The following is a 22063-nucleotide window of genomic DNA, read 5'->3' on the forward strand; positions in this document are numbered from 1 at the left end:
TCCGCCCCGCCGGCTGCGGCCCGGCACTACCCGGGCCGCAGCCGCGCGGCGCACGCGGCCGTCCGGGGAACCACGGACGGTCCCGAGCACGACCCCGGTCGACCGGCAGCCGGCCGACCACGAGCACAAGGAGACCCGATGTCGCCCTCCGGCAGCGAACACACCGCCTACGCCGACGCCTACGCGGCGAGCGTCCGGGACCCGGCGGCCTTCTGGCTCCGGGCGGCCTCAGCGGTCGACTGGTCGGTGCCCCCGTCCCGCGCGCTCGACGACTCGCGGGCCCCGCTCTACGGGTGGTTTCCCGACGGGCGGCTCAACATCACGGTCAACGCCCTGGACCGCCACGTCGCGGCCGGCCACGGGGACCGCGCGGCGCTCGTGTACGACTCGGCGATGCTCGGCACCGTGCGCACGTACACCTACGCGGAATTGCTGCGGGAGGTCGAGCTGTTCGCCGGAGTGCTGAAGGGCCTGGGCGTCACGGCCGGCGAGCGCGTCATCATCTACCTGCCCATGGTGCCCCAGGCCGTCGTCGCCATGCTTGCCTGCGCCCGGATCGGCGCGGTGCACTCCGTGGTCTTCGGCGGCTTCGCCCCCAAGGAGCTGGCGGCGCGCATCGACGACGCCCGTCCCGCGGCCGTCGTCACCGCCACGGGAGGCATCGAACCCTCCCGGCGCGTGGAGTACCTTCCCGCCGTCGCCGCCGCGCTCGAGGCGGCGGAACACCGGGTGCCCCACGTGGTCGTCCAGCACCGCGACGGTTTCGCCGCCGCGCTCGCCGACTACCGGGACCACGGCGCGGCGTGGCACGACTGGGAGGAGCTCGCGGCCGCCGCGCAGCCGGCGCCGCCCGTCGATGTCGCGTCGACGGACCCCCTGTACATCCTCTACACCTCCGGGACGACCGGCGCGCCGAAGGGCGTGGTGCGCGACACCGGCGGATACGCCGTCGCGATGGCCTGGTCGATGCGCAACATCTACGGCGTGGGGGAGGGCGACACCATGCTGACCGCCTCCGACGTCGGATGGGTGGTGGGCCACTCCTACATCGTCTACGGCCCCCTGATCGCGGGCGCGACCACGGTGCTGTACGAGGGCAAGCCCGTGGGCACCCCGGACGCCGGCGCCTTCTGGCGGCTCGTGGAGCAGCACCGGGTGGCCGTGATGTTCACCGCGCCCACCGCCCTGCGCGCGATCCGCAAGGCGGATCCGGAGGCGTCCCTGCTGGCCGGGCGCGACGTCTCCGCGCTGCGCACGCTGTTCGTGGCCGGCGAGCGCCTGGACCCGGACACCTACGCGTGGGCGGGCAGGATCCTCGGCGTCCCCGTGGTGGACAACTGGTGGCAGACGGAGACCGGGTGGCCGATCGCGGCCAACCCGGTCGGGCTGGAGCCCCTGCCGCTCAAGGCCGGATCCCCGTCGGTCCCGGTTCCCGGGTACGCCGTGCGCATCCTCGACGCCCTGGGCTCGCCCGTGGGCCCCGGGACCGAGGGCAACATCGCGCTCGGGCTGCCCCTGCCCCCGGGCACGCTCGCCACCCTCTGGGGCAACGACGACCGCTACGTCGCCTCGTACCTCGAGCAGTTCCCCGGACACTACGCCACGGGGGACTCGGGCTACCTCGACGACGACGGCTACCTGTTCGTCATGGGGCGGACCGACGACGTCATCAACGTCTCGGGGCACCGCCTGTCCACCGGCGCCATGGAGCAGGTGCTGGGTTCCCACCCGGCAGTCGCCGAATGCGCGGTCATCGGCGTCGCCGACGAGCTGAAGGGCCAGCGGCCGAGCGGGTACGTGGTGCTCAAGCACGGGGCGGACATCACCGAGGAACGGCTGGCCGCCGAGCTGGTCGGCATGGTCAGGGCGCAGATCGGGCCCGTCGCGGACTTCCGCGAGGTGCGCGTCGTGGAGGCGCTCCCGAAGACCCGGTCCGGCAAGATCCTGCGGAAGACCATGCGGCAGATCGCCGACGGCAAGGCCTACTCCGTGCCCTCGACCATCGAGGACCCGGCCGTGATCGAGGCGCTCCTGCCGTTCCTGCGCCCGGGACGGTAGGGGCCCACCGGGCCGGCGGCTATCCCTTCCAGCGGTACTCGTACTCGGGGCGACCCCGCGTGCCGTGCCGCGGGGCCTTCACGGCGAGCCCCTGCGCGCTCAGGTGCTCCAGGTAGCGCCGCGCCGTCACCCGGGACATGTCCAGTGCCTCCGCGACCTCGGTCGCCGAGAGTGCGCCGTCCGCGCCACGCAGCCGTCCGGCGATGGCGGCCAGCGTTTCCTCGAGCAGGCCCTTGGGCAGGCCGAGGCTTCCCGCCGTGCGCAGCGCGGCGAACGCGTTGTCGATCGACGCCTGCGTGGCCGCGCCGCCGTCTCCCGCGAGGTTGAGGCGGAAGCCGCGGTAGTTCTCGAGCTTGTCGCGGAACGCCGCGAAGGTGAAGGGCTTAATGAGGTACTGCGTCACCCCCGTGGCGATGGCGGTCCGGACCACGTTGAGGTCGCGCACCGCGGTGATCGCGATGATGTCCACCGTGTTCCCGCGTCCGCGGATCCGCCGCGCGACGTCCAGGCCGTGCAGGTCGGGCAGGTTCATGTCCAGCAGCACCAGGTCCACCGGCTCGCCGGCGTCCGCGGCGGCGTCCAGGAGCGAGAGCACCTCGCCGCCGCTGTGCGCGACCGCCGCGACGTCGAATCCGGCGACCCTGCGCACGTAGTCCGCGTGCGCCGCCGCGGTGATGTGCTCGTCGTCGGCCACGAGCACGCGCAGGACGCGCTCCGGCTCAGCCACGGGACCGGCCCCCGGACCCGTCGGGGGCGCGCCGGCCGTAGGCCGCCGTCGCCGCGCCGCCGCGGAGCGGCAGCGTGACCGTGAAGATCGCCCCGGCGTCGTTGTCCACCTCGAGCGATCCGCCCAGCCGCGACACCGCCTGCCGCACCAGGGCCAGGCCGAGCCCGTGCCCGCCCGGCGTGGCCCCGGCCGACTTCGTCGTCGTGCCCATGCGCAGGAACCCGTCCAGCTGGTCCGGGTCGATGCCCGGCCCGGAGTCGGCGACGGAGATGACGACGTCGGAGTCCACGACGGAGAAGTCCGCCCACACGCGCCGCGCGTCGGATGCGGCCGCGGCGTCGAACGCGTTGTCCAGCAGATTGCCCGTGATCGTCACCAGGTCCCGGGCGTCCAGCGAGTCCCGGGGGAGCTCCCCGCTGGCCGTCAGCGTCAGTTCGATGCCGCGCTCGTTGGCCTGCGCCGCCTTGCCCACGAGCAGCGCGGTGAGGAACGGCTCGTCGATGGCCTGCACGACGTCGTCGGTGAGGCGCTGCGACTCCTGGCGGTCCCGGACGGCGAAGTCCAGCGCCTCCCGCTCGCGGCCGAGCTCGATCAGCGAGGCCACGGTGTGCAGCCGGTTGGCGTGCTCGTGGGTCTGCGCCCGCAGGGCTTCGGTGAGCGTCTTCATGGTCTCGAGCTCGCCGGTAAGGGCTTGGATCTCCGTGTGGTCGCGCAGGGTCGCCACGGTGCCGGGGCGGCGGGCCTCGGCGCGGTCGGGCCGCCCGGCGCGGCCGCCGCGGCGGCGGGCGAAGGGCAGGCGCGGAGCCGCCCCGAGCTCGGGCTCGGCCGCGCGCTCCTGGCTGATGACCAGCACCCGGCTGTTGGTCAGGTGGATCTCATCGGTGGCCCGGCGGCCGCTCGCGAAGAGGTCGCGCACCGACTCCGAGAGGCCGAGGTCCGCGACCGGCAGCGGCCGCAGGGCGCCCGCGGGCGGCAGCCCCAGCAGGTCCGCGGCGTGGTCGTTGTAGAGCACCAGCCGCCCCCTGCCGTCGACGAGCACCAGCCCCTCGCGCAAAGAGTGCAGCGCCGAGTCGTAGTAGGCGAAGAGCCGGCGCAGCTCCTCGGGTCCGTAGCCGAGCGTCACCCGGCGCAGGTACCGGCTGAGCATGTACGCCGCCAGTCCGCCGAGCGCCACGGCGGCCGCGGCGACGCCGAGGATCGCGGGGATGGCGGCGGACTGGGTGATGCCGAGCGTCCTGAGGGTGACGCCGACGGCGACCATGGCGGTGATCTGGCCGGCTTCGTCGCGCACCGGGGCGATGGCGCGGACCGACGGGCCCAGGGTCCCCGCGTACTCCTCCACGAACGGCTGGCCGGCGAGCGCCTGGTCGATGCTGCCGATGTAGTCCTGCCCGATTTGCGCGGGGATCGGGTGCGTGTAGCGCGTGCGGTCCGTGTCCATGATCGTCACGAAGTCCACGGAGGCCGTCGCGAGGATCTCCTGCGCGTAGGGCTGCAGCGCGGCGGAGGGGTCGGGGCGCAGGACGGATTCGACGACGAAGGGGTCGTGCGCGAGGGTGGCGGCGACGCTCATCACGCGGTCGGCGGCCGAGTCCCGGGCCTGTGCCTCGGCGTTCCGGTAGCTGGCGACGCTCACCACGACCGCGACCGCCGTGATCAGGACCAGCTGCCACAGGAAGAGCCGCGTCGCCAGGCTGGACGCTCCGCCGGGACCCGCCGGGGATCCGGAACGGCGGGTGGCAGCATGCGGATCCAAGGCCCTCCCTCCGTCGCGGTGCACCCCAAGCTTGCCATGGGCGTGAACAGTATGAACGCAAGGGTGAGTTGTGTCACCCTCGGCGGCACGATGGACTCCGAAGCACCACCCCCATCTCACGAGGAGTCCCCCATGGCAACGACGCCAACCTTGACCGAGGAGCCCGGCCGGCGGCCGGAGTCCCCGGAGAACGCCCGGCCGAAGAAGAAGGACCGCACCCACTGGCTCTACATCATGGTGATCGTCGCCGTGGTGGCGGGCGCCGCGGTCGGCCTCATCTTCCCCGAACTCGGCAAGGCCCTGAAGCCGCTCGGCACCGGGTTCGTGGCCCTGATCAAGATGATCATCGCCCCGGTCATCTTCTGCACCATCGTCCTGGGCATCGGGTCGATCGCCAAGGCCGCGACCGTCGGCAAGGTCGGCGGGCTGGCGCTGCTGTACTTCATCACCATGTCCACCTTCGCGCTGGCCATCGGCCTGTTCGTCGGCAACATGATCAACCCGGGTTCCGGACTGCAGCTCGAGCCGTACGAGACGGCGGCCGGCGGCGAGGAGAACGCGACCGTCAAGTTCCTGCTCGAGCTCATCCCGGGCGACATCCCGGTCCTGCCGACCCTGGTCCTCGCGCTGCTCGTGGGCTTCGCCCTGCAGTCCATGGGCAAGTCGGGCGAGCCGGTGCTCAACGCGGTCCGACACCTCCAGGCCGTGGTCTTCCGCATCATGATGATGATCATGTGGGCCGCCCCGATCGGCGCCTTCGGCGCGATCGCCGCGGTCGTCGGCGCCACGGGATGGGCCGCCATCGGCTCCATGGCCATCCTCATGGGCGCCTTCTACGTCACCTGCGCGCTGTTCATCGTCGTGGTCCTGGGCGGCCTGCTGAAGCTGGTCACCGGTCTGAACATCTTCTCGCTGCTGCGCTACCTGGCCCGCGAGTACCTGCTGATCTTCTCCACGTCCTCCTCCGAGTCGGCGCTGCCGCGCCTGATCGCGAAGATGGAGCACGCCGGGGTCTCCCAGCCCGTCGTCGGCATCACCGTGCCGACCGGCTACTCGTTCAACCTGGACGGGACCGCGATCTACCTCACCATGGCCTCGCTGTTCGTCTCCACGGCGATGGGCATGCCGATGAACCTCGGCGAGCAGATCGGTCTGCTGATCTTCATGATCATCGCCTCGAAGGGCGCCGCCGGCGTCACCGGTGCCGGCCTCGCCACCCTCGCGGCGGGCCTCCAGGCCCACCGCCCGGAGCTGCTGGACGGCATGGGCGTCATCGTCGGCATCGACAAGTTCATGTCCGAGGCCCGCGCGCTGACGAACTTCACCGGCAACGCGGTCGCCACGCTGCTCATCGGCAAGTGGACCAAGGAACTGGACCACGAGCAGGCGCGCGCCGTCATGGCCGGAGAGCGCCCGTTCGACGAGCTCTCGCTGCACCCGGAGTCGCACTAGCGACCCAGGGGCGCCGCGGGCGCCCCGCACGACGGCGGCCGCCGCGCCCCGGGTTCGCCCGGGGGCGGTGGCCGCCGTCGTTCCCGGGCCCGTCCCGGGCCCCTTCCCGATCCGCGACGGCAACCCTCCACCTCAGCTACAAGGTAAAGGCTCGCCGCCGCCTTCCCGCGGATCTGCGCGCCCGGGGTGTCCGCGGGCGATAGCCTAGAGGCTAGGTAAACACCCATAGGCAAACGATCGGAAGCGTGGTTCATACCGTGAGCGAGGAACAGGGTTCGAGCACCCGGACGGCAGGTCTCTTGAGGGAGCCGCGGCCGAAGGGCCCCACGGGCCGGCCCCTCACCGACTTTCCCGTGCCCGCCCCTCTCGAGGGCCACGGCCCCGCGCGCGTCATCGCGATGGTCAACCAAAAGGGTGGGGTCGGCAAGACGACGTCGACCATCAACCTCGCGGCGGCACTGGCCGAGTACGGCCGCAAGGTGCTCCTGGTGGACTTCGACCCGCAGGGCGCCCTGAGCGCGGGCTTCGGCACCAACCCGCACGAGCTGGACACCACCGTCTACAACGTGCTCATGGACCGCAAGACGGACATCCGCGACGCCATCATGGACACCGGCGTCGAGAACGTCGACCTGCTGCCGGCGAACATCGACCTGTCCGCGGCCGAGGTCCAGCTGGTGAACGAGGTCGCCCGCGAGCAGGTGCTCGACCGCGCCCTGCGCAAGGTGGCGGACGACTACGACGTCATCCTCATCGACTGCCAGCCGTCGCTGGGCCTGCTCACCGTCAACGCGCTGACCGCGGCCCACGGGGTCATCATCCCGCTGACGGCCGAGTTCTTCGCGCTGCGGGCCGTGGCGCTCCTCGTCGAGACCATCGAGAAGGTCCAGGACCGGCTGAACCCGAGCCTGCAGATCGACGGCGTGCTCGCGACGATGTACGACCACCGCACGCTGCACAGCCGCGAGGTCGTGGGCCGGCTCCTGGAGGCGTTCGGCGACAAGGTCTTCGAGACCGTCATCAAGCGCACCATCAAGTTCGCCGACGCGAACGTCGCCGCCGAGCCGATCACCAGCTACGCCAGCAACCACCCGGGCGCCGAGGCCTACCGCAACCTGGCCCGGGAGCTCATCAGCCGCGGCGGCGCCCCGTAATGACGCCCTTGGGGGCGGCGGCCGCGCCGTACGCCCCTCCGGAGACCGCGCGGCCGCAGGTGCCGTCGCCGCCGCCCGCGCCACGGGCGGCGGGCGGTCCCGACGCGCCGCCGGAGCCGGGGTTCGCCGTCACGCTGGAGAACTTCAGCGGGCCCTTCGACGTGCTGCTGGGGCTGATCTCCAAGCACCGCCTGGACATCACCGAGGTCTCGCTGGCCACGGTGACCGACGAGTTCATCGCGTACATCCGGGAGCTCCGCGAACGCGTCGGCGACGAGGCGCTGGACGAGACCACGCAGTTCATGGTCCTTGCATCGACGCTGCTGGACCTCAAGGCAGCCCGGCTCCTGCCGTCCGGCGAGGTCGAGTCCGACGAGGACATCGCGCGGCTCGAGGCGCGCGACCTGCTCTTCGCCCGCCTGCTGCAGTACAAGGCCTTCAAGGTCGTCGCCGGCCAGCTCGCCGAGCGACTCGAGGCCGAGTCGGCCAGCTTCCCGCGCCGGCCGGCCCCGGACCCGCGGTTCGCGGCGCTGCTGCCCGAGCTCCTCTGGAGGACGAGCCTGGCGGATTTCGCGGACCTGGCGGGGCGCGCGCTGGCGCCGAAGCCGGCGGTACCGACCGAGGTCGGGCTGGACCACCTGCACGCGCCGCCCGTGAGCGTCCGCGAACAGGCGGACCTGCTGGCCGGGCTGCTCCGGAACGGCGGCGGACACAGCTTCCGCTCCCTGGTATCCGACGCCGCCTCCATCCAGGAGGTCGTCGCGCGCTTCCTGGCCCTGCTGGAGATGTTCCGGGACCGGGTGGTGGACTTCGACCAGGACGCGCCCCTGGGGGAGTTGACCGTCAGGTGGGATGCGGCTGGCCGCGACTGGGATGCCGGGGCGCTCCGGGAGGAGTTCGACGCCGAGCCCGCGGCGGCGGCCCACAACGACGACGCCGGTCCCGCCGCACCCGCGGTGGCGCCGGGGGAGGAGGCGACACCATGAGCCACGCACCGACCGATGCGCCCGGAACTGCCGACGCCAACGTGCCGGACGCCGACGAGCCCGACGTGGCAGGCGCCGGCGAACCCGACGCGGCAGGCGCCGGCGAACCCGACGCGGCAGGCGCCGGCGAACCGGACGCCGACGAGCCCGACGCGGCAGGTGACGGCGAGCCGGATCTCGACGCGCTGCCCGGCGGCGCCCGCGCCGGAGTCGAGGCGATCCTGATGGTCGTCGACGAGCCGGTGAGCGCGGTGCGGCTCGCCGCGGTGCTCGGCCTCACCGTCGAACGGGTCGAGGCGCTCCTCCGGGAGCTGCGCGCCGACTACGGAAACGGGCGCGGATTCGAGCTGCGGGAGGTCGCCGGCGGCTGGCGGATCTTCTCCCGACGTGATTTTGCTCCCTTTGTGTCGCGGTTCGTCCTGGACGGGCAAACCGCCAGGCTGAGCCAGGCCGCGCTCGAGACGCTGGCCGTCGTGGCCTACCGCCAACCCGTCTCCCGGGCCCGGATCGCGGCGATCCGCGGGGTGAACGTCGACTCCGTCGTGCGCACCCTGACCGTGCGCGGTTTGGTCGAGGAGGCCGCCGTCGATCCGGAAACCGGTGCACACTTGTATCAGACCACTTCGTATTTTCTGGAAAGATTGGGTATAGGTAGCGTTTCCGAGCTGCCGAAGCTCTCACCGCACCTGCCCGGGCTCGAGCACCTCGACCAATTCGGCGACGACGCGTTCTAGCCCCACACCACTACGCAGTATTGAAGGACAACACATGACCCAGGGATCCCGTTCCGGCGCCGGCCGCGGCGACAACCGCCGGCAAGGACCGGCCCAGGGCCCCCGCCGGGGCCAGGGACCGGCCTCCTCCGGCCGTTCGGGCGCGCCGCGCCGCGACGCCCGCCCCGGCGGCCCGTCCGACGGCGCCGCCGGCGACTCCGGCTACAAGGGTTCGGGCTACCGGGCTCCCGGCGCCAAGGCGACCGGCCCGGGCGCCAAGGGCGCCGGCTTCAAGCATGGCGGGCCGAAGGGCCCGCAGGGCGGCGGCAAGGGCGGTCCCCAGAAGGGCGCCGCCAAGGGGCCGCGCCCCTTCGGCAACGAGCGCTTCGGCAACAACCTCGGCCCCGTGCAGCGCAAGCGCCCCGCCGCGTCCCGCCCGGCCCCGAGCCCGCGCGAGGACGCCGAGGACCAGGACGGCGTGCGCCTCCAGAAGGTGCTGGCGAACGCGGGCGTCGCCTCGCGGCGCGTCAGCGAGGACATGATCGCCGCCGGGCGCGTCGAGGTCGACGGCGAGATCGTCACCGAGCTGGGCCGCCGCGTCGACCCCGCCACCGCAACGATCCACGTGGACGGCATGCGCGTCCAGCTCAACGAGACGCTGAAGTACTTCGTGTTCAACAAGCCGCGCGGCGTCGTGTCCACCATGGAGGACCCCGAGGGGCGCCGCTGCATCTCGGACTACGTCCGCAAGAAGGGCGAGCGCCTGTTCCACGTCGGACGCCTCGACGTGAACACGGAGGGCCTGCTCCTGCTGACCAACGACGGCGAGCTGGCCAACCGGCTCACGCACCCGTCCTACGAGATCCCGAAGACCTACCTCGTGCAGGTCCCCGGCCCGATGGCGCAGGGCATCGGGGCGAAGATGAAGGAGGGCATCCAGCTGGAGGACGGCTGGGCCAGCGTCGACTCCTTTAAGCTCGTCGACTCCACCCCGGGCAAGGTCCTCGTCGAGGTCGTGCTCCACTCGGGCCGCAACCGGGTCGTCCGGCGGCTCTTCGACGCCGTCGGCCACCCGGTCAAGCGCCTCGTGCGCGTCCAGGTGGGACCCATCCGCCTCGGGGACCAGAAGCAGGGGACCATCCGCCCCCTGAGTGGCCACGAGATCGGGCACCTGCTCGCCGCGGTGGGAATGTAGCCGGTGCCGGCGACACACCTCAACGGCCCGGTGCTGGTCATCGGGACCGGCCTGCTTGGCGCGAGCATCGGCCTCGGGCTGAGCCGCCGGGGCGTGCGGGTCCTGCTGTCGGACACCTCGCCGACGGCGCAGGCCGTGGCGCAGGACATCGGCGCCGGCACGATCCTCGACGCCGCGACCGCGCCGTCCCCGGAGCTCGTGGTCGTCGCGGCGCCCCCGGATGTGACGGCCGACGTCGTCTCCGGCGCGCTGCGCGACCACCCCGGTGCGACGGTGGTGGACATCGCCAGCGTGAAGTCCTCGATCCTCGAGGCCCTGCGCGCCGACACGCGCCTCGGGCCCGCGGAGCTGGAGCGGTACGTCGGCACGCATCCCATGGCGGGGCGCGAGAAGTCCGGTCCCGCGGCGGCGCGCGGCGAGCTGTTCACGGCGATGCCGTGGGTCGTTTGCGCCCTGCCCGAGTCCCGCACCGAGTGCCGCCTTGCCGCCGAGTCGCTCGCGATCGACCTCGGGGCCACCGTCTCGCGGATGGACGCGGCCGAGCACGACGCCGCCGTCGCGCTCGTCTCGCACTTCCCGCAGGTCGCCTCGTCGCTGCTGGCGTCCCGCCTGCTCAACGCGCCGGCGCACGCCCTGGCGCTGGCCGGCAACGGGCTGCGCGACACCACGCGCATCGCCGCCTCCGACCCGCGGCTCTGGATCCAGATCCTCAGCCACAACGCGCCGCAGATCGTGCCGATCCTCCACGGGCTGCGCGAGGACCTGAACCGGCTCATCGCCACCCTCGAGGATCCGACGGGGCCGGGCGCCCTCTTGGACCTCGCCGAGCTCATGGGCGAGGGAAACGCGGGCCAGGCCCGCATCCCGGGCAAGCACGGGGCGCCGCCCCAGGCCTTCGCGGTCGTCACGGTGCTGGTGGACGACCGGCCGGGGCAGATCGCCCGGCTCCTCGCCGACGTCGGCGAGGCCGGCGTGAACGTCGAGGACCTGCGCATGGAGCATTCCTCCGGGCACCAGGTCGGGATGGTGGAGATCTCCGTCCTGCCGGGCCGCAGCGGCGAACTCATCGGGGAGCTCACCGAACGTCAATGGAAAGTGGTGCAGTAGCGTGGAACAGCTTGTGGTCGCGATCGACGGACCCTCCGGCAGCGGGAAGTCCTCCGTGTCCCGGGAGGCGGCACGCCGGCTCGGCGCCGCGTACCTGGACACCGGGGCCATGTACCGCGCCGTGACCTGGCACTGCCTCGACGCCGGAACGGATCTCCACGACGCCGCGGCGGTTGCCGCCGCCGTGCGCGCCGCGGACCTGTTCATCAGCACGGACCCGGACAGCGAGGAGGTGCTCATCCACGGCACGGACGTGACGCGGACCATCCGCGAGCCGTTCGTGTCGGAGGCCGTCTCCGCCGTCGCCACGAACCTCGCCGCGCGCGAGGAGCTGGTGCGGCGCCAACGCGCACTGATCGCCGGGCACGCGCGGATCGTCGCCGAGGGACGGGACATCACCACGGTCGTGGCGCCGGAGGCGCAGGCCCGGATCCTGCTCACCGCGAGCGAGGAGGCCCGGCTGCGCCGCCGCGGACTGCAGCTTGGGGGCGGCCAGTCCGGCGAGGACCTGCACCGCCAGGTCGTGGCCCGCGACGCCAAGGACTCGACCGTCACCAACTTCACGACGGCCTCCGACGGCGTGGTGACCCTCGACTCCTCGGACCTCGACTTCGAGCAGACCGTCCAGGCGGTCCTGCGGGTCGTGGCGGGGGCCGGCGGGGGCGCGCAAAACCCGGGTGCCGCGAAGCATGCAAAAATGGAAGGTGCTTCCGCGTCTGCGGGAGCGGCGAACAAAGGAAACCCTTCACCATGACCGATAGCGCCGCCTACCCGGGCGACGGAGACGACTACGTCCCCTCGGGCGAGGACCACATCGCCGAGAAGCTCCAGGAGATCTCCGACGAAGACGCCGAGCTGCGGGCCGCCTCGCTGCGCGCGGGACTCGCGGACTACGATCTCGACGACGAGGACGCCGCGCTCCTGTCCCACACCGACGGCGACTCCTTCGAAGAGGAGGACGTGCGGATCCCGCCCGTCGTGGCGATCATCGGCCGCCCGAACGTCGGCAAGTCCACGCTGGTGAACCGGATCATCGGACGCCGCGAGGCCGTCGTCGAAGACGTCCCCGGGGTGACCCGCGACCGCGTCACGTACTCGGCCGAGTGGGCCGGCCGCGACTTCACGCTCGTCGACACCGGCGGCTGGGAGCACGATGCCAAGGGCATCCACGCCCGCGTGGCCGAGCAGGCGGAGATCGCCGCCGACCTCGCGGACGTCATCATCTTCGTCGTGGACTCGGCCGTCGGCGCGACCGCGACCGACGAGGGCGTCGTGCGCATGCTCCGGCGCATGAAGAAGCCGGTCTTCCTCGTCGCCAACAAGGTCGACGACATGGCCCAGGAGTCCGACGCCGCCGCCCTCTGGGCGCTCGGCTTCGGCCAGCCGTACCCGGTCTCCGCGCTGCACGGGCGCGGCACCGCGGACATGCTGGACGACCTGGTCGGCAAGCTCCCCGAGTTCTCCGCCCACGGCGGGATCATCCCCCGCGGCGGGCCGCGCCGCGTGGCGCTCATCGGTCGCCCCAACGTGGGCAAGTCCTCGCTGCTGAACAAGCTCGCGGGCAGCGAGCGCGTCGTCGTCGACAACACCGCCGGCACCACCCGCGACCCGGTCGACGAGCTCGTCGAGCTCGGGGGACGCACGTGGCGCTTCGTCGACACGGCCGGCATCCGCCGCCGCCAGCACATGGCCCACGGCTCGGACTACTACGCCTCGCTGCGCACCCAGAGCGCGCTCGACAAGGCGGAGGTCGCCGTCGTGCTCATCGCCGTGGACGAGGTCCTCAGCGAGCAGGACGTGCGCATCCTCCAAATGACCATCGAGTCCGGCCGCGCGCTTGTGCTGGCGTTCAACAAGTGGGACCTGCTCGACGACGAGCGCCGCCGCTACCTGGAGCGCGAGATCGAACAGGATCTCGCCCATGTGGACTGGGCGCCGCGGGTCAACATCTCCGCCAAGACGGGGTGGCACAAGGACAGGCTGGTGCCCGCACTGGACACCGCCCTGGAGTCCTGGGACAAGCGCATCCCGACCGGCAAGCTCAACGCCTTCCTCGGGGAACTGGTGGCGGCGCACCCGCACCCGGTCCGCGGGGGCAAGCAGCCGCGCATCCTCTTCGGCACGCAGGCGTCCGCGCGTCCGCCGCGGTTCGTGCTGTTCACCACCGGGTTCCTGGATCCCGGCTACCGCCGCTTCATCACCCGCCGCCTCCGCGAGACGTTCGGCTTCGAGGGAACGCCCCTCGAGGTCAGCATGCGGGTGCGCGAAAAGCGCGGGCGTCAGAAGTAGTCCTCCGGATGCGGTAGAGTTACGGAGGAGCTTTTCGCAGGGACCACCGCACGGAAACGGGCGGACGGGATTCCTGCGGGGGACGCCGGGCTATGGCGCAGCTTGGTAGCGCGCCTGACTGGGGGTCAGGAGGTCGTGGGTTCGAATCCCGCTAGCCCGACCACATGAGGGGCCCGGGGAATCGCAAGATTCCCCGGGCCCCTCCGCCGTTTCCGGGCGGGCGCGCCGGGCCCGCCCCCGCGCCCCGCCCCCACGGGTGGCGACGCATTGTGAAGTCCCTGTTGACCACCGACGAAGACGGTCCGCGGGTAGGCTAGGCTTGACGGAAGGACCGATGCGGCCGCCGCGCAACACGCGCCGGACCCGCATCACCGAGACGACATGAGCCTTCAGGGAGGACACCACATGGTTGGGGACAACGGCACGGGCGGCACGCAGCCCGGCCGCGCGGAGACTGCTGCGGAGACCACGAGTATCAGCCTCACGCCGCTCGTCCGCGAGACCGTGCCCGACGCGCCGCTCGCGCCCGAGGAACGCTCCGCCGTCGCCGCGCTGCCCGAGGGCTCGGCGCTGCTGATCGCGCACTCCGGACCGAACCGCGGCGCGCGCTTCCTCCTGGACCAGGAGGTCACCACCGCCGGGCGGCACCCCGAGGCGGACATCTTCCTCGACGACGTCACCGTGTCCCGCAAGCATGCCGAGTTCCGCCGCCTGGAGGCCGGGTTCGAGGTCGTCGACGCCGGCAGCCTCAACGGCACCTACGTGAACCACGACCGGGTGGACTCGGTCCTCCTGCGCACGGGCTCCGAGGTGCAGATCGGCAAGTTCCGGCTCACGTTCTACGCCGGCAGCCGCACGCCGTCCGCGCGGCAGGACTGAAGGTCACTCCCGTGGTTTCTTCCGCACACACCCGGCGCTCCCCGGGAACGGGCGGCGACGGTTCCCGCTCGCAGGTCCTGAACATCGGCGAGGTCCTCGCCGAGCTGTCCTCCGACTTCCCCCAGACGACGGCGTCGAAGATCCGGTTCCTGGAGGAAAAGGGCCTCGTCACGCCGCAGCGCACCGCCGCCGGCTACCGGAAGTACACTCCGGCGGACATCGACCGCCTCCGTTTCATCCTGGCGCTGCAGCGCGACCAGTACCTGCCGCTGAAGGTCATCAAGGACTATCTCGACGCGGTGGACCGCGGCGAGCGTCCCGAGCAGCTCGATGGCGGGCTGAGCCTGGCCCCGCGCAGCGTGACGGACCAGCTGGCCAGCGAGCTGGCCGGCCACACCCGGCCGCTGACGCGCGCGGAGCTGCAGGGCAGGACGGGAGCCTCCGCGGAACTCGTGGACGAGCTGCTCGCGTACGGCATCATCGTGGAGGAGTCGCAGCGCTTCGACGAGCACGCCGTCCGCATCGCCACCGCGAGCGCGAAGCTCGCGGCCCATGGCATCGAGCCTCGCCACCTGCGGCCCTTCCGCGCCGCCGCCGACCGGGAGCTCGGCCTCGTGGAACGGGCGGTCGCCCCGCTCACCACGCGCCGCGACGTCTCGTCGCGGGCCCGGGCCGCGGAAACGGCGCGCGAGATCAGCGACGCGTGCCTGGCCCTCCACAGCGCGCTGGTCAACGGCGCGATCTCACGCTTGGACCACTGACCGAGGAAAGGGGCGCGCCATGCGGGAACTAGAGGTGGTGGGGGTTCGGATCGAGCTTCCGTCGAACCAGCCGCTCGTGCTTCTGAAGGAGGCCGACGGCCCGCGCCACCTGCCCATCTGGATCGGCGCCCCGGAGGCCTCCGCGATCGCCATGAGCCAGCAGGGCATCGAGACGCCCCGGCCCATGACCCACGACCTGCTCGTCTCCGTGGTCGCCGCGCTGGACCGCCGCCTGATGGAGGTGCGCCTGGTCTCGGTGGAAGACACGGTGTTCTACGCGCGCCTGGTGTTCGACGGGGGCGTGGAGGTCGACTCCCGCGCCTCGGACGCCGTCGCGGTGGCGCTGCGCGTCGGGTGCCCCCTGATGTGCGCGGACGACGTGCTGGAACAGGCCGGCGTCCTGGTCAGCGACGACGGCACGTCGAGCGAGGGCGAGGAGGACGAGCTGAGGGAGTTCCGCGAGTTCCTCGCGGACGTCGAGCCGGAGGACTTCGACACGTAGCGACACGCCCTCAAGTTAAGCTTGAAGGTCTTTGACCTCGGGCCCCATCGCCCGTAACGTCGAAGCATAGGTTTCCCATTGCCCGGCGTGATGACATATCGGTGGCTCGGACGGATCAGTCCGCCCCACGATCGCCCCGGCGGGCCGCTTCCCACGGGGAGCTTCAACAAGGAGGGTCCACGTGAGTCCCACAGGTGATCACCGAGATTCGTCGGCGGGCGGCGGCCCCGCGCCCGTCGCCAGCTCGCAGGGCCTGCTGTTCTCCGAGGACCTGCCGGTCCTCGACGAGGACGCGGGCTACCGCGGCCCGATCGTGTGCAAGGCGGCGGGCATCACGTACCGCCAGCTCGACTACTGGGCGCGCACGGGCCTGGTCGAACCGGCCGTCCGCGGTGCCGCGGGCTCCGGGACGCAACGCCTCTACGGCTTCCGCGACATCCTGGTCCTGAAGGTCGTGAAGCGCCTCCTTGACACCGGCGTCTCGCTGCAGCAGATCCGTTCCGCCGTCGGCCACCTGCGGGAGCGCGGCGTCGAGGACCTGGCCCAGATCACGCTCATGAGCGACGGCGCGTCCGTCTACGAGTGCACCTCCGCCGACGAGGTCATCGACCTGGTCCAGGGTGGGCAGGGCGTGTTCGGCATCGCCGTGGGCCGCGTCTGGCGCGAGGTGGAGGGCAGCCTGTCCGCCCTGCCGAGCGAGCATGCCGCCGATGAGGCCTTTCCCGACGACGAGCTGCGCCAGCGCCGGGCGGCCAAGAAGTCCGCGAGCTGACCCGCCGAACACCCATGACGTCGACGCCGGCGGTCCGCTCCGAAGGGGGAGCGGGCCGCCGGCGTCGTTGTGTCCGTGCCGCCGCCGGTCCGCCACGCCTCCCGCCGGTCCTCCACGCCTCCCGGCGGCCCGGCGGGCCGGCGCGCGGCGGTGCCGCACGGGGGGCGGACGCGCCGCGCCCGCGGGTTGCCCCGCCGCTCGCTAGGCGGTCGTTTGCCCGGCCCGCGCCAGGCGGTTCCGGCGCCCGCCCGAGTCCGTGAGGCCGCGCAGGAGCTCGTCGAAGTGGCCCGCCGCCTGCCGCGCCGCGTCGCCGGGCCACTGGTGGACGGGGTAGGCGGCGCCCTGGATCTGCTGCCAGTCCGCCTGCTCGGGGACCACGGGGGAGAGGAGCTTGTCGCCGAACATCGAACGCATCTCCTCCAGCCGGTAGCGCTGCTCGGCCGATGCCGGCCGGTAGCGGTTGGCGACGACCCCGGCGGTCGTCAGGTCGGGCGCGAATTCGCGGCGGAACAGCTGCAGCGCCCGCAGGGCCCGCTCGGTCCCGGCCACGGAGAACAGCGAGGGCTCCGCCACGAGCAGGACCTTGTTGCTGGCGGTCCACGCCATGCGCGTCAACCCGTTGAGCGACGGCGGGCAATCGACGAGCACCAGCGCGTACCGCGAGGTCTTCCCCAGCAGGGTGCGCAGCCGGCGCAGGTCCCGGACCCCGAGATCGGGGCGGTCGTAGATACCCGAGAACGCGCCGCCGAACGCCACGTCGAGGACGGGCCCCCGAGCGCCGGTCGCGCCCGCCGGGACCCGGGAGAGCCAGCCGCTCGGCACGGCGCTCTCCTGCACGTCCGCCCGCCGCGCGTTCTTCAGCAGGCGGCCGATGTCGGTGCCGCCCCCCGGTCGGACGCCCAGGCCGGTGCTGGCGTCGGCGTGCGGGTCGAGGTCGACCACGAGCGTGGGCAGGCCCGCGGCGAGGGCCGCCGAGGCCAGACCCATCGTCACCGACGTCTTCCCGACGCCCCCCTTGAGACTGCTGATGCTCACGACCTGCACGGAACGAACCACGACCTCTGTTGTGTTGGTGCCCTCTTGCGGCTTTGCGTCCATCATAGGTGCGCCCCCGGGGGCCACCCCGCCGCCGGGCCGCGGCCGCCCACGGGCGGCCGACGTGGGCGGCGCCGTGAGACGCAATGTTTCCCGGGTGTGGGCTGGGCCACGGTAGGGTGAGGCGCAGGCCGTGCCCCCCGGGCCGCGTCGGCGCCGTCGCCGACGCGCGGGACGCGGTCCGAGCGTCCGTTCAGTCCGCCGACACCTCGTAGGAGCAAGATGTTTTCCAAGGTTCTGGTCGCCAACCGTGGCGAGATCGCCATCCGGGCCTTCCGCGCCGGCTACGAGCTGGGCGCCAAGACCGTCGCGGTCTTCCCGTACGAGGACCGCGGGTCCATCCACCGCCAGAAGGCCGACGAGGCCTACCAGATCGGCGAGGAGGGCCACCCGGTCCGCGCCTACCTGGACGTCGCGGAGATCATCCGCGTCGCCAAGGAATGCGGGGCCGACGCGATCTACCCCGGGTACGGGTTCCTCTCGGAGAACCCCGGCCTGGCGCGCGCGGCCGCGGAGGCCGGGATCACATTCATCGGCCCGCCCGCGGACGTGCTCGAGCTCGCGGGCAACAAGGTCGAGGCGCTGCGGGCCGCGCGCGCCGCGGGCGTTCCGGTCCTGAACTCCTCCGAGCCCAGCGACGACGTCGACTGGCTGATCGCGGAGGCCGACAAGATCGGGTTCCCGATCTTCGTCAAGGCCGTCGCCGGCGGCGGCGGGCGCGGGATGCGGCGCGTGGACACCCGCGACGCGCTGCCCGAGGCGCTGTCCGCCGCGATGCGCGAGGCCGGGAGCGCGTTCGGGGACCCGACCGTGTTCCTCGAGCAGGCCGTGCTGCGCCCGCGGCACATCGAGGTCCAGATCCTCGCGGACGGCGCCGGCAACGTGGTGCACCTCTTCGAGCGCGACTGCTCGCTGCAGCGCCGGCACCAGAAGGTCATCGAGATCGCCCCGGCGCAGAACCTGGACGAGGGGATCCGCCAGGCGCTGTACGCGGACGCGGTGAAGTTCGCGAAGGCGCTGGACTACCAGAACGCCGGGACCGTCGAGTTCCTCGTGGACACGGTGGGGGAGCGGGCCGGGCAGCACGTGTTCATCGAGATGAACCCGCGCATCCAGGTCGAGCACACGGTCACCGAGGAGATCACGGACGTGGACCTGGTGTCCGCGCAGATGCGCATCGCCGCGGGCGAGACGCTCGAGGACCTGGACATCCGGCAGGAGGACCTGCGGATCCGCGGCGCGGCGCTGCAGTGCCGCATCACCACGGAGGACCCGTCCAACGGCTTCCGCCCCGACGTGGGCACCATCACCGTGTACCGCTCGGCCGGCGGGTCCGGGGTGCGCCTGGACGGCGGGACCATCTACACCGGCGCCGAGGTGTCCCCGCACTTCGACTCGATGCTGGTGAAGCTCACCTGCCGCGGGCGGGACTACGACATGGCCGTGCGCCGGGCCCGCCGCGCCCTGGCGGAGTTCCGCGTCCGCGGTGTCGCCACGAACATCCCGTTCCTGATGAACGTGCTGGCCGATCCGCAGTTCGTCTCCGGCGACGTGGCCACCGATTTCATCGACTCGCGCCCGGACCTGCTGGAGGGGCACCGCTCGCAGGACCGCGGCACCAAGGCCCTGACATTCCTGGCCGACGTGACCGTGAACCAGCCCAACGGCCCGCGCCGCGAGGGCCTGGACCCGCGGGACAAGCTCCCGCGCTACCCCGGGGACAAGACGGAGGAGCCGTTCCGGTCGCCCTTCGACGGCCCGTCGGAGCACCGGCCGCCCGCCGGCTGGCGCCAGCGGCTGATCGAGCTCGGTCCCGAGGGCTTCGCGCGGGCGCTGCGCGAGCAGACCGCCGTGGCCGTCACGGACACGACGTTCCGCGACGCGCACCAGTCGCTGCTGGCCACCCGGGTGCGCACCCGGGACCTGCTGGCCGCGGCGCCGGCGTTCGCGCACACGCTGCCGCAGCTGTTCTCGATGGAGGTGTGGGGCGGGGCGACGTACGACGTCGCGCTGCGCTTCCTCGGCGAGGACCCGTGGAAGCGGCTGGAGCTGCTGCGCGCTGAGCTGCCGAACATCCCGCTGCAGATGCTGCTGCGCGGCCGGAACACCGTCGGGTACACGCCGTACCCCACGGAGGTCACCGACGCGTTCGTCAAGGAGGCCGCCGCGGCCGGGATCGACATCTTCCGGATCTTCGACGCGCTCAACGACGTCTCGCAGATGGCCCCGGCCATCAGGGCGGTCCGCGAGACCGGGACCGCGGTGGCCGAGGTCGCCCTGTGCTACACGGGCAACCTGCTGGACCCGGCCGAGGACCTGTACACGCTGGACTACTACCTGGGCCTCGCGCAGGAGATCGTCGACGCCGGCGCGCACATCCTGGCGATCAAGGACATGGCGGGGTTGCTGCGCCCGGCCGCCGCGGCGAAGCTGGTGCGCGCGCTGCGAGAGCGCTTCGACCTGCCCGTCCACCTGCACACCCACGACACGGCCGGCGGGCAGCTCGCCACGCTCATGGCCGCCGTCGACGCCGGGGTCGACGCCGTCGACGTCGCGGTCGCGTCCATGGCCGGGACCACGTCGCAGCCCTCGTCCTCGGCGCTCGTCGCGGCGCTCGCGAACACCGAGCGCGACACCGGGATCGAGCTGGAGGCGGCCGCGGCGCTGGAGCCCTACTGGGAGTCGGTGCGCGCGCTCTACGCTCCGTTCGAGTCCGGCCTCGCCGGCCCCACGGGCCGGGTCTACCGGCACGAGATCCCCGGCGGCCAGCTCTCGAACCTCCGCCAGCAGGCCATCGCGCTCGGGCTCGGCGAACGCTTCGAGGCGATCGAGGACATGTACACGGCGGCGAACAGGATCCTGGGCCGGCTGGTGAAGGTCACCCCGTCCTCGAAGGTCGTCGGGGACCTGGCCCTGCAGCTGGTGGGCATGAACGTGGACCCCGCGGAGTTCGAGGCGAACCCGAAGGCCTTCGACATCCCGGAATCCGTCATCCAGTTCCTCTCCGGCGAGCTCGGGGACCCGCCCGGGGGCTGGCCCGAGCCCTTCCGCACCAAGGCCCTGGAGGGCCGGACGGTCCGGACCCGGGTCGAGGAGCTCTCCACGGAGGACTCCGCGGCCCTGCGGGGCGACTCGGACACCCGCCGGCGGACCCTGAACCGGCTGCTGTTCCCCGGCCCGACCCGCGACTTCGAGAAGTCCACCGCGGAGTACGGCGACGTGTCCAAGCTGCACACGCGCGACTACCTGTACGGGCTCACGCTGAACCGCGAGCACACCGTCTCCCTGGGCAAGGGCGTGCGGCTGCTCGCGACGCTGCAGGCGATCTCCGAGCCCGACGAGAAGGGCATGCGGCAGGTCATGTGCACGCTCAACGGCCAGATGCGGCAGATCACCGTCCGCGACCGCGGGGTGGAGTCGACCGTGAAGGCCGCGGAGAAGGCCGACCCGTCGAACAGCGGGCACGTCGCGGCACCGTTCGCCGGCGCGGTGTCCCCGACCGTCGCGGTGGGCGACACGGTCGAGGCCGGAGGCACGGTCGCGACCATCGAGGCCATGAAGATGGAGGCCGCGATCACGTCCGCCGTCGCGGGCAAGGTCACGCGCATCGCCATCGACGGAACCCTCCAGGTCCAGGGCGGGGACCTCCTCGTCGTGGTGGAGCCGGCCTAGGCTTCCCGGCCCGACGGCGGGGCCCGCACGCCACGGCGTGCGGGCCCCGCCGTGCGCTACTGTGAAGGCTGATCCGGACCCCGCACGCCCCGAGGACACCATGACCGAGCACAGCAATGCCAGCGACGACCATGCCGCCGCGCCCCCGGACGGGCAGGGCGTCCCCGGGGCCGCGGCGCGCCGCGGCCTCGCCTCGGGACGCCGACTGCTGGCCGACGGCGGACGCCGTCTGGCCGCCGCGGCGCGCGGCCGCCTCGAGGCCCGGGGCGTCGGCGCCACCCGGCGGGCGCGGAACGCGGAACACCGGAACGCGGAGCACCGGAACGCGGAGCACCGGAACGCCGGGACGGCGACCGGCGGCGCCCGGCACGTGACCGTGCTGTCCCCCGACCGCGCGGCCGGCCAGACCACGGTCGCCGCCCTGCTCGGCACCGTTCTGGCCCACGTGCTCGACGAGCCGGTGGCCGCCGTGGACGTGGACACGGACCGCGGGACGCTGGCGGACCGCATGCCCGGCATCGCGGCCGGACCGGCCGCTCCGGAGCGCGGGATCGTCGTCGCCGATCCGGGCGCGGGGCTCGTCCGCGCGTCGATGCGGGGCGCGCTGGACCGGGCCGGCGCGGTCGTCGTCGTGGTGGCGGGCACCGGCGCTGACGGGGCCCGGCCGGGCGCCGAGACGCTCGCCTGGCTCGAGGCCCACGGCCGCGGCGACCTCGCCGGGCGCGCCGTCGTCGTCCTCAACCGGACTGCGACGCCGGGGCGGCGCGGCGTCGGCCCCGCGGGCGCGGCGCCGCCCCGGGCCGGGGCGCCCACCGTGGTGCTCCTGCCCGACGACCCGCACCTGGCCGAGGGGACCGGGATCGACCTGTCCCGGCTCCGCCCGGACACGCGGAAGGCCGCGACGGACCTCGCCGCACACGTCGTCCAACGGCTCGAGGGCTAGCG

18 protein-coding genes and 1 tRNA gene are annotated in these 22063 nt (G+C 72.8%); 16 read left to right on the forward strand and 3 right to left on the reverse strand.

Annotated elements, in window-relative coordinates:
- Positions 1–138: 138 nt before the first annotated feature.
- A complete protein-coding gene (locus ACETWP_RS12780) occupies positions 139–2058 on the forward strand; it encodes an AMP-binding protein (protein ID WP_373972641.1) in 1920 nt (639 codons plus the stop codon).
- A gap of 19 nt (positions 2059–2077) precedes the next feature.
- Here ACETWP_RS12780 and ACETWP_RS12785 read toward each other — a convergent pair whose 3' ends face one another.
- Together ACETWP_RS12785 and ACETWP_RS12790 are read right to left on the reverse strand one after the other, a co-directional pair.
- On the reverse strand, positions 2078–2785 hold the full coding sequence (locus ACETWP_RS12785) for a response regulator (RefSeq protein ID WP_373972642.1): 708 nt from the start codon (positions 2783–2785) through the stop codon (positions 2078–2080).
- A complete protein-coding gene (locus tag ACETWP_RS12790) occupies positions 2778–4541 on the reverse strand; it encodes a sensor histidine kinase (protein WP_373972643.1) in 1764 nt (587 codons plus the stop codon). Before ACETWP_RS12790 ends, ACETWP_RS12785 begins: the two co-directional genes overlap by 8 nt.
- A gap of 132 nt (positions 4542–4673) precedes the next feature.
- On the opposite strand from ACETWP_RS12790, the gene ACETWP_RS12795 reads away from it, so the two are divergent.
- The 13 genes from ACETWP_RS12795 (at position 4674) to ACETWP_RS12855 (ending at position 16351) form a co-directional block, all read left to right on the forward strand.
- Positions 4674–5993 (forward strand): cation:dicarboxylate symporter family transporter, encoded by a 1320-nt coding sequence (locus tag ACETWP_RS12795; RefSeq protein ID WP_373972644.1) that lies wholly within the window; start codon positions 4674–4676, stop codon positions 5991–5993.
- 257 nt (positions 5994–6250) lie between these two features.
- A complete protein-coding gene (locus ACETWP_RS12800) occupies positions 6251–7147 on the forward strand; it encodes a ParA family protein (protein ID WP_373972645.1) in 897 nt (298 codons plus the stop codon).
- On the forward strand, positions 7147–8133 hold the full coding sequence (locus ACETWP_RS12805) for a segregation and condensation protein A (RefSeq protein ID WP_373972646.1): 987 nt from the start codon (positions 7147–7149) through the stop codon (positions 8131–8133). The genes ACETWP_RS12800 and ACETWP_RS12805 overlap by 1 nt, the downstream gene beginning before the upstream one ends.
- Positions 8130–8867 carry an SMC-Scp complex subunit ScpB gene (scpB, locus tag ACETWP_RS12810; RefSeq protein WP_373972647.1) on the forward strand — a complete coding sequence of 246 codons (738 nt, stop codon included), beginning with the start codon at positions 8130–8132 and terminating at the stop codon, positions 8865–8867. The genes ACETWP_RS12805 and scpB overlap by 4 nt, the downstream gene beginning before the upstream one ends.
- A gap of 34 nt (positions 8868–8901) precedes the next feature.
- Positions 8902–10041 (forward strand): pseudouridine synthase, encoded by a 1140-nt coding sequence (locus tag ACETWP_RS12815; protein ID WP_373972648.1) that lies wholly within the window; start codon positions 8902–8904, stop codon positions 10039–10041.
- A gap of 3 nt (positions 10042–10044) precedes the next feature.
- The gene (locus ACETWP_RS12820) at positions 10045–11148 is read left to right on the forward strand and encodes a prephenate dehydrogenase (RefSeq protein ID WP_373972649.1); all 1104 of its coding nucleotides are present in this window, start codon (positions 10045–10047) and stop codon (positions 11146–11148) included.
- A 1-nt stretch (position 11149) separates the two neighbouring features.
- Positions 11150–11902 carry a (d)CMP kinase gene (gene cmk, locus ACETWP_RS12825; RefSeq protein WP_373972650.1) on the forward strand — a complete coding sequence of 251 codons (753 nt, stop codon included), beginning with the start codon at positions 11150–11152 and terminating at the stop codon, positions 11900–11902.
- On the forward strand, positions 11899–13437 hold the full coding sequence (der, locus tag ACETWP_RS12830; RefSeq protein WP_373972651.1) for a ribosome biogenesis GTPase Der: 1539 nt from the start codon (positions 11899–11901) through the stop codon (positions 13435–13437). Before cmk ends, der begins: the two co-directional genes overlap by 4 nt.
- An 86-nt stretch (positions 13438–13523) precedes the next feature.
- A tRNA-Pro gene (locus ACETWP_RS12835) sits at positions 13524–13600 on the forward strand.
- A gap of 242 nt (positions 13601–13842) precedes the next feature.
- A complete protein-coding gene (locus ACETWP_RS12840) occupies positions 13843–14316 on the forward strand; it encodes an FHA domain-containing protein (RefSeq protein WP_373972652.1) in 474 nt (157 codons plus the stop codon).
- Between the two features lie 11 nt (positions 14317–14327).
- Entirely contained in the window at positions 14328–15077 is a 750-nt protein-coding gene (gene ftsR, locus ACETWP_RS12845; RefSeq protein ID WP_373972653.1) for a transcriptional regulator FtsR, read from the forward strand.
- 19 nt (positions 15078–15096) lie between these two features.
- The gene (locus tag ACETWP_RS12850) at positions 15097–15579 is read left to right on the forward strand and encodes a bifunctional nuclease family protein (RefSeq protein ID WP_373972654.1); all 483 of its coding nucleotides are present in this window, start codon (positions 15097–15099) and stop codon (positions 15577–15579) included.
- 181 nt (positions 15580–15760) lie between these two features.
- Positions 15761–16351, forward strand: coding sequence for a MerR family transcriptional regulator (locus ACETWP_RS12855; RefSeq protein WP_373972655.1), 591 nt, complete (start codon positions 15761–15763; stop codon positions 16349–16351).
- A 201-nt stretch (positions 16352–16552) separates the two neighbouring features.
- Here ACETWP_RS12855 and ACETWP_RS12860 read toward each other — a convergent pair whose 3' ends face one another.
- Entirely contained in the window at positions 16553–17395 is an 843-nt protein-coding gene (locus ACETWP_RS12860; protein ID WP_373972656.1) for a ParA family protein, read from the reverse strand.
- Between the two features lie 273 nt (positions 17396–17668).
- Between ACETWP_RS12860 and ACETWP_RS12865 the strand changes: the two genes are divergently transcribed.
- Together ACETWP_RS12865 and ACETWP_RS12870 are read left to right on the forward strand one after the other, a co-directional pair.
- Positions 17669–21118: a pyruvate carboxylase gene (locus ACETWP_RS12865; RefSeq protein WP_373972657.1), complete on the forward strand. Its 3450-nt coding sequence runs from the start codon at positions 17669–17671 to the stop codon at positions 21116–21118.
- Between the two features lie 100 nt (positions 21119–21218).
- Entirely contained in the window at positions 21219–22061 is an 843-nt protein-coding gene (locus ACETWP_RS12870) for a hypothetical protein (protein ID WP_373972658.1), read from the forward strand.
- The last annotated feature ends 2 nt before the right edge of the window (positions 22062–22063 follow it).

Source organism: Arthrobacter halodurans (assembly GCF_041877255.1).
Classification (GTDB): domain Bacteria; phylum Actinomycetota; class Actinomycetes; order Actinomycetales; family Micrococcaceae; genus Arthrobacter_N; species Arthrobacter_N halodurans.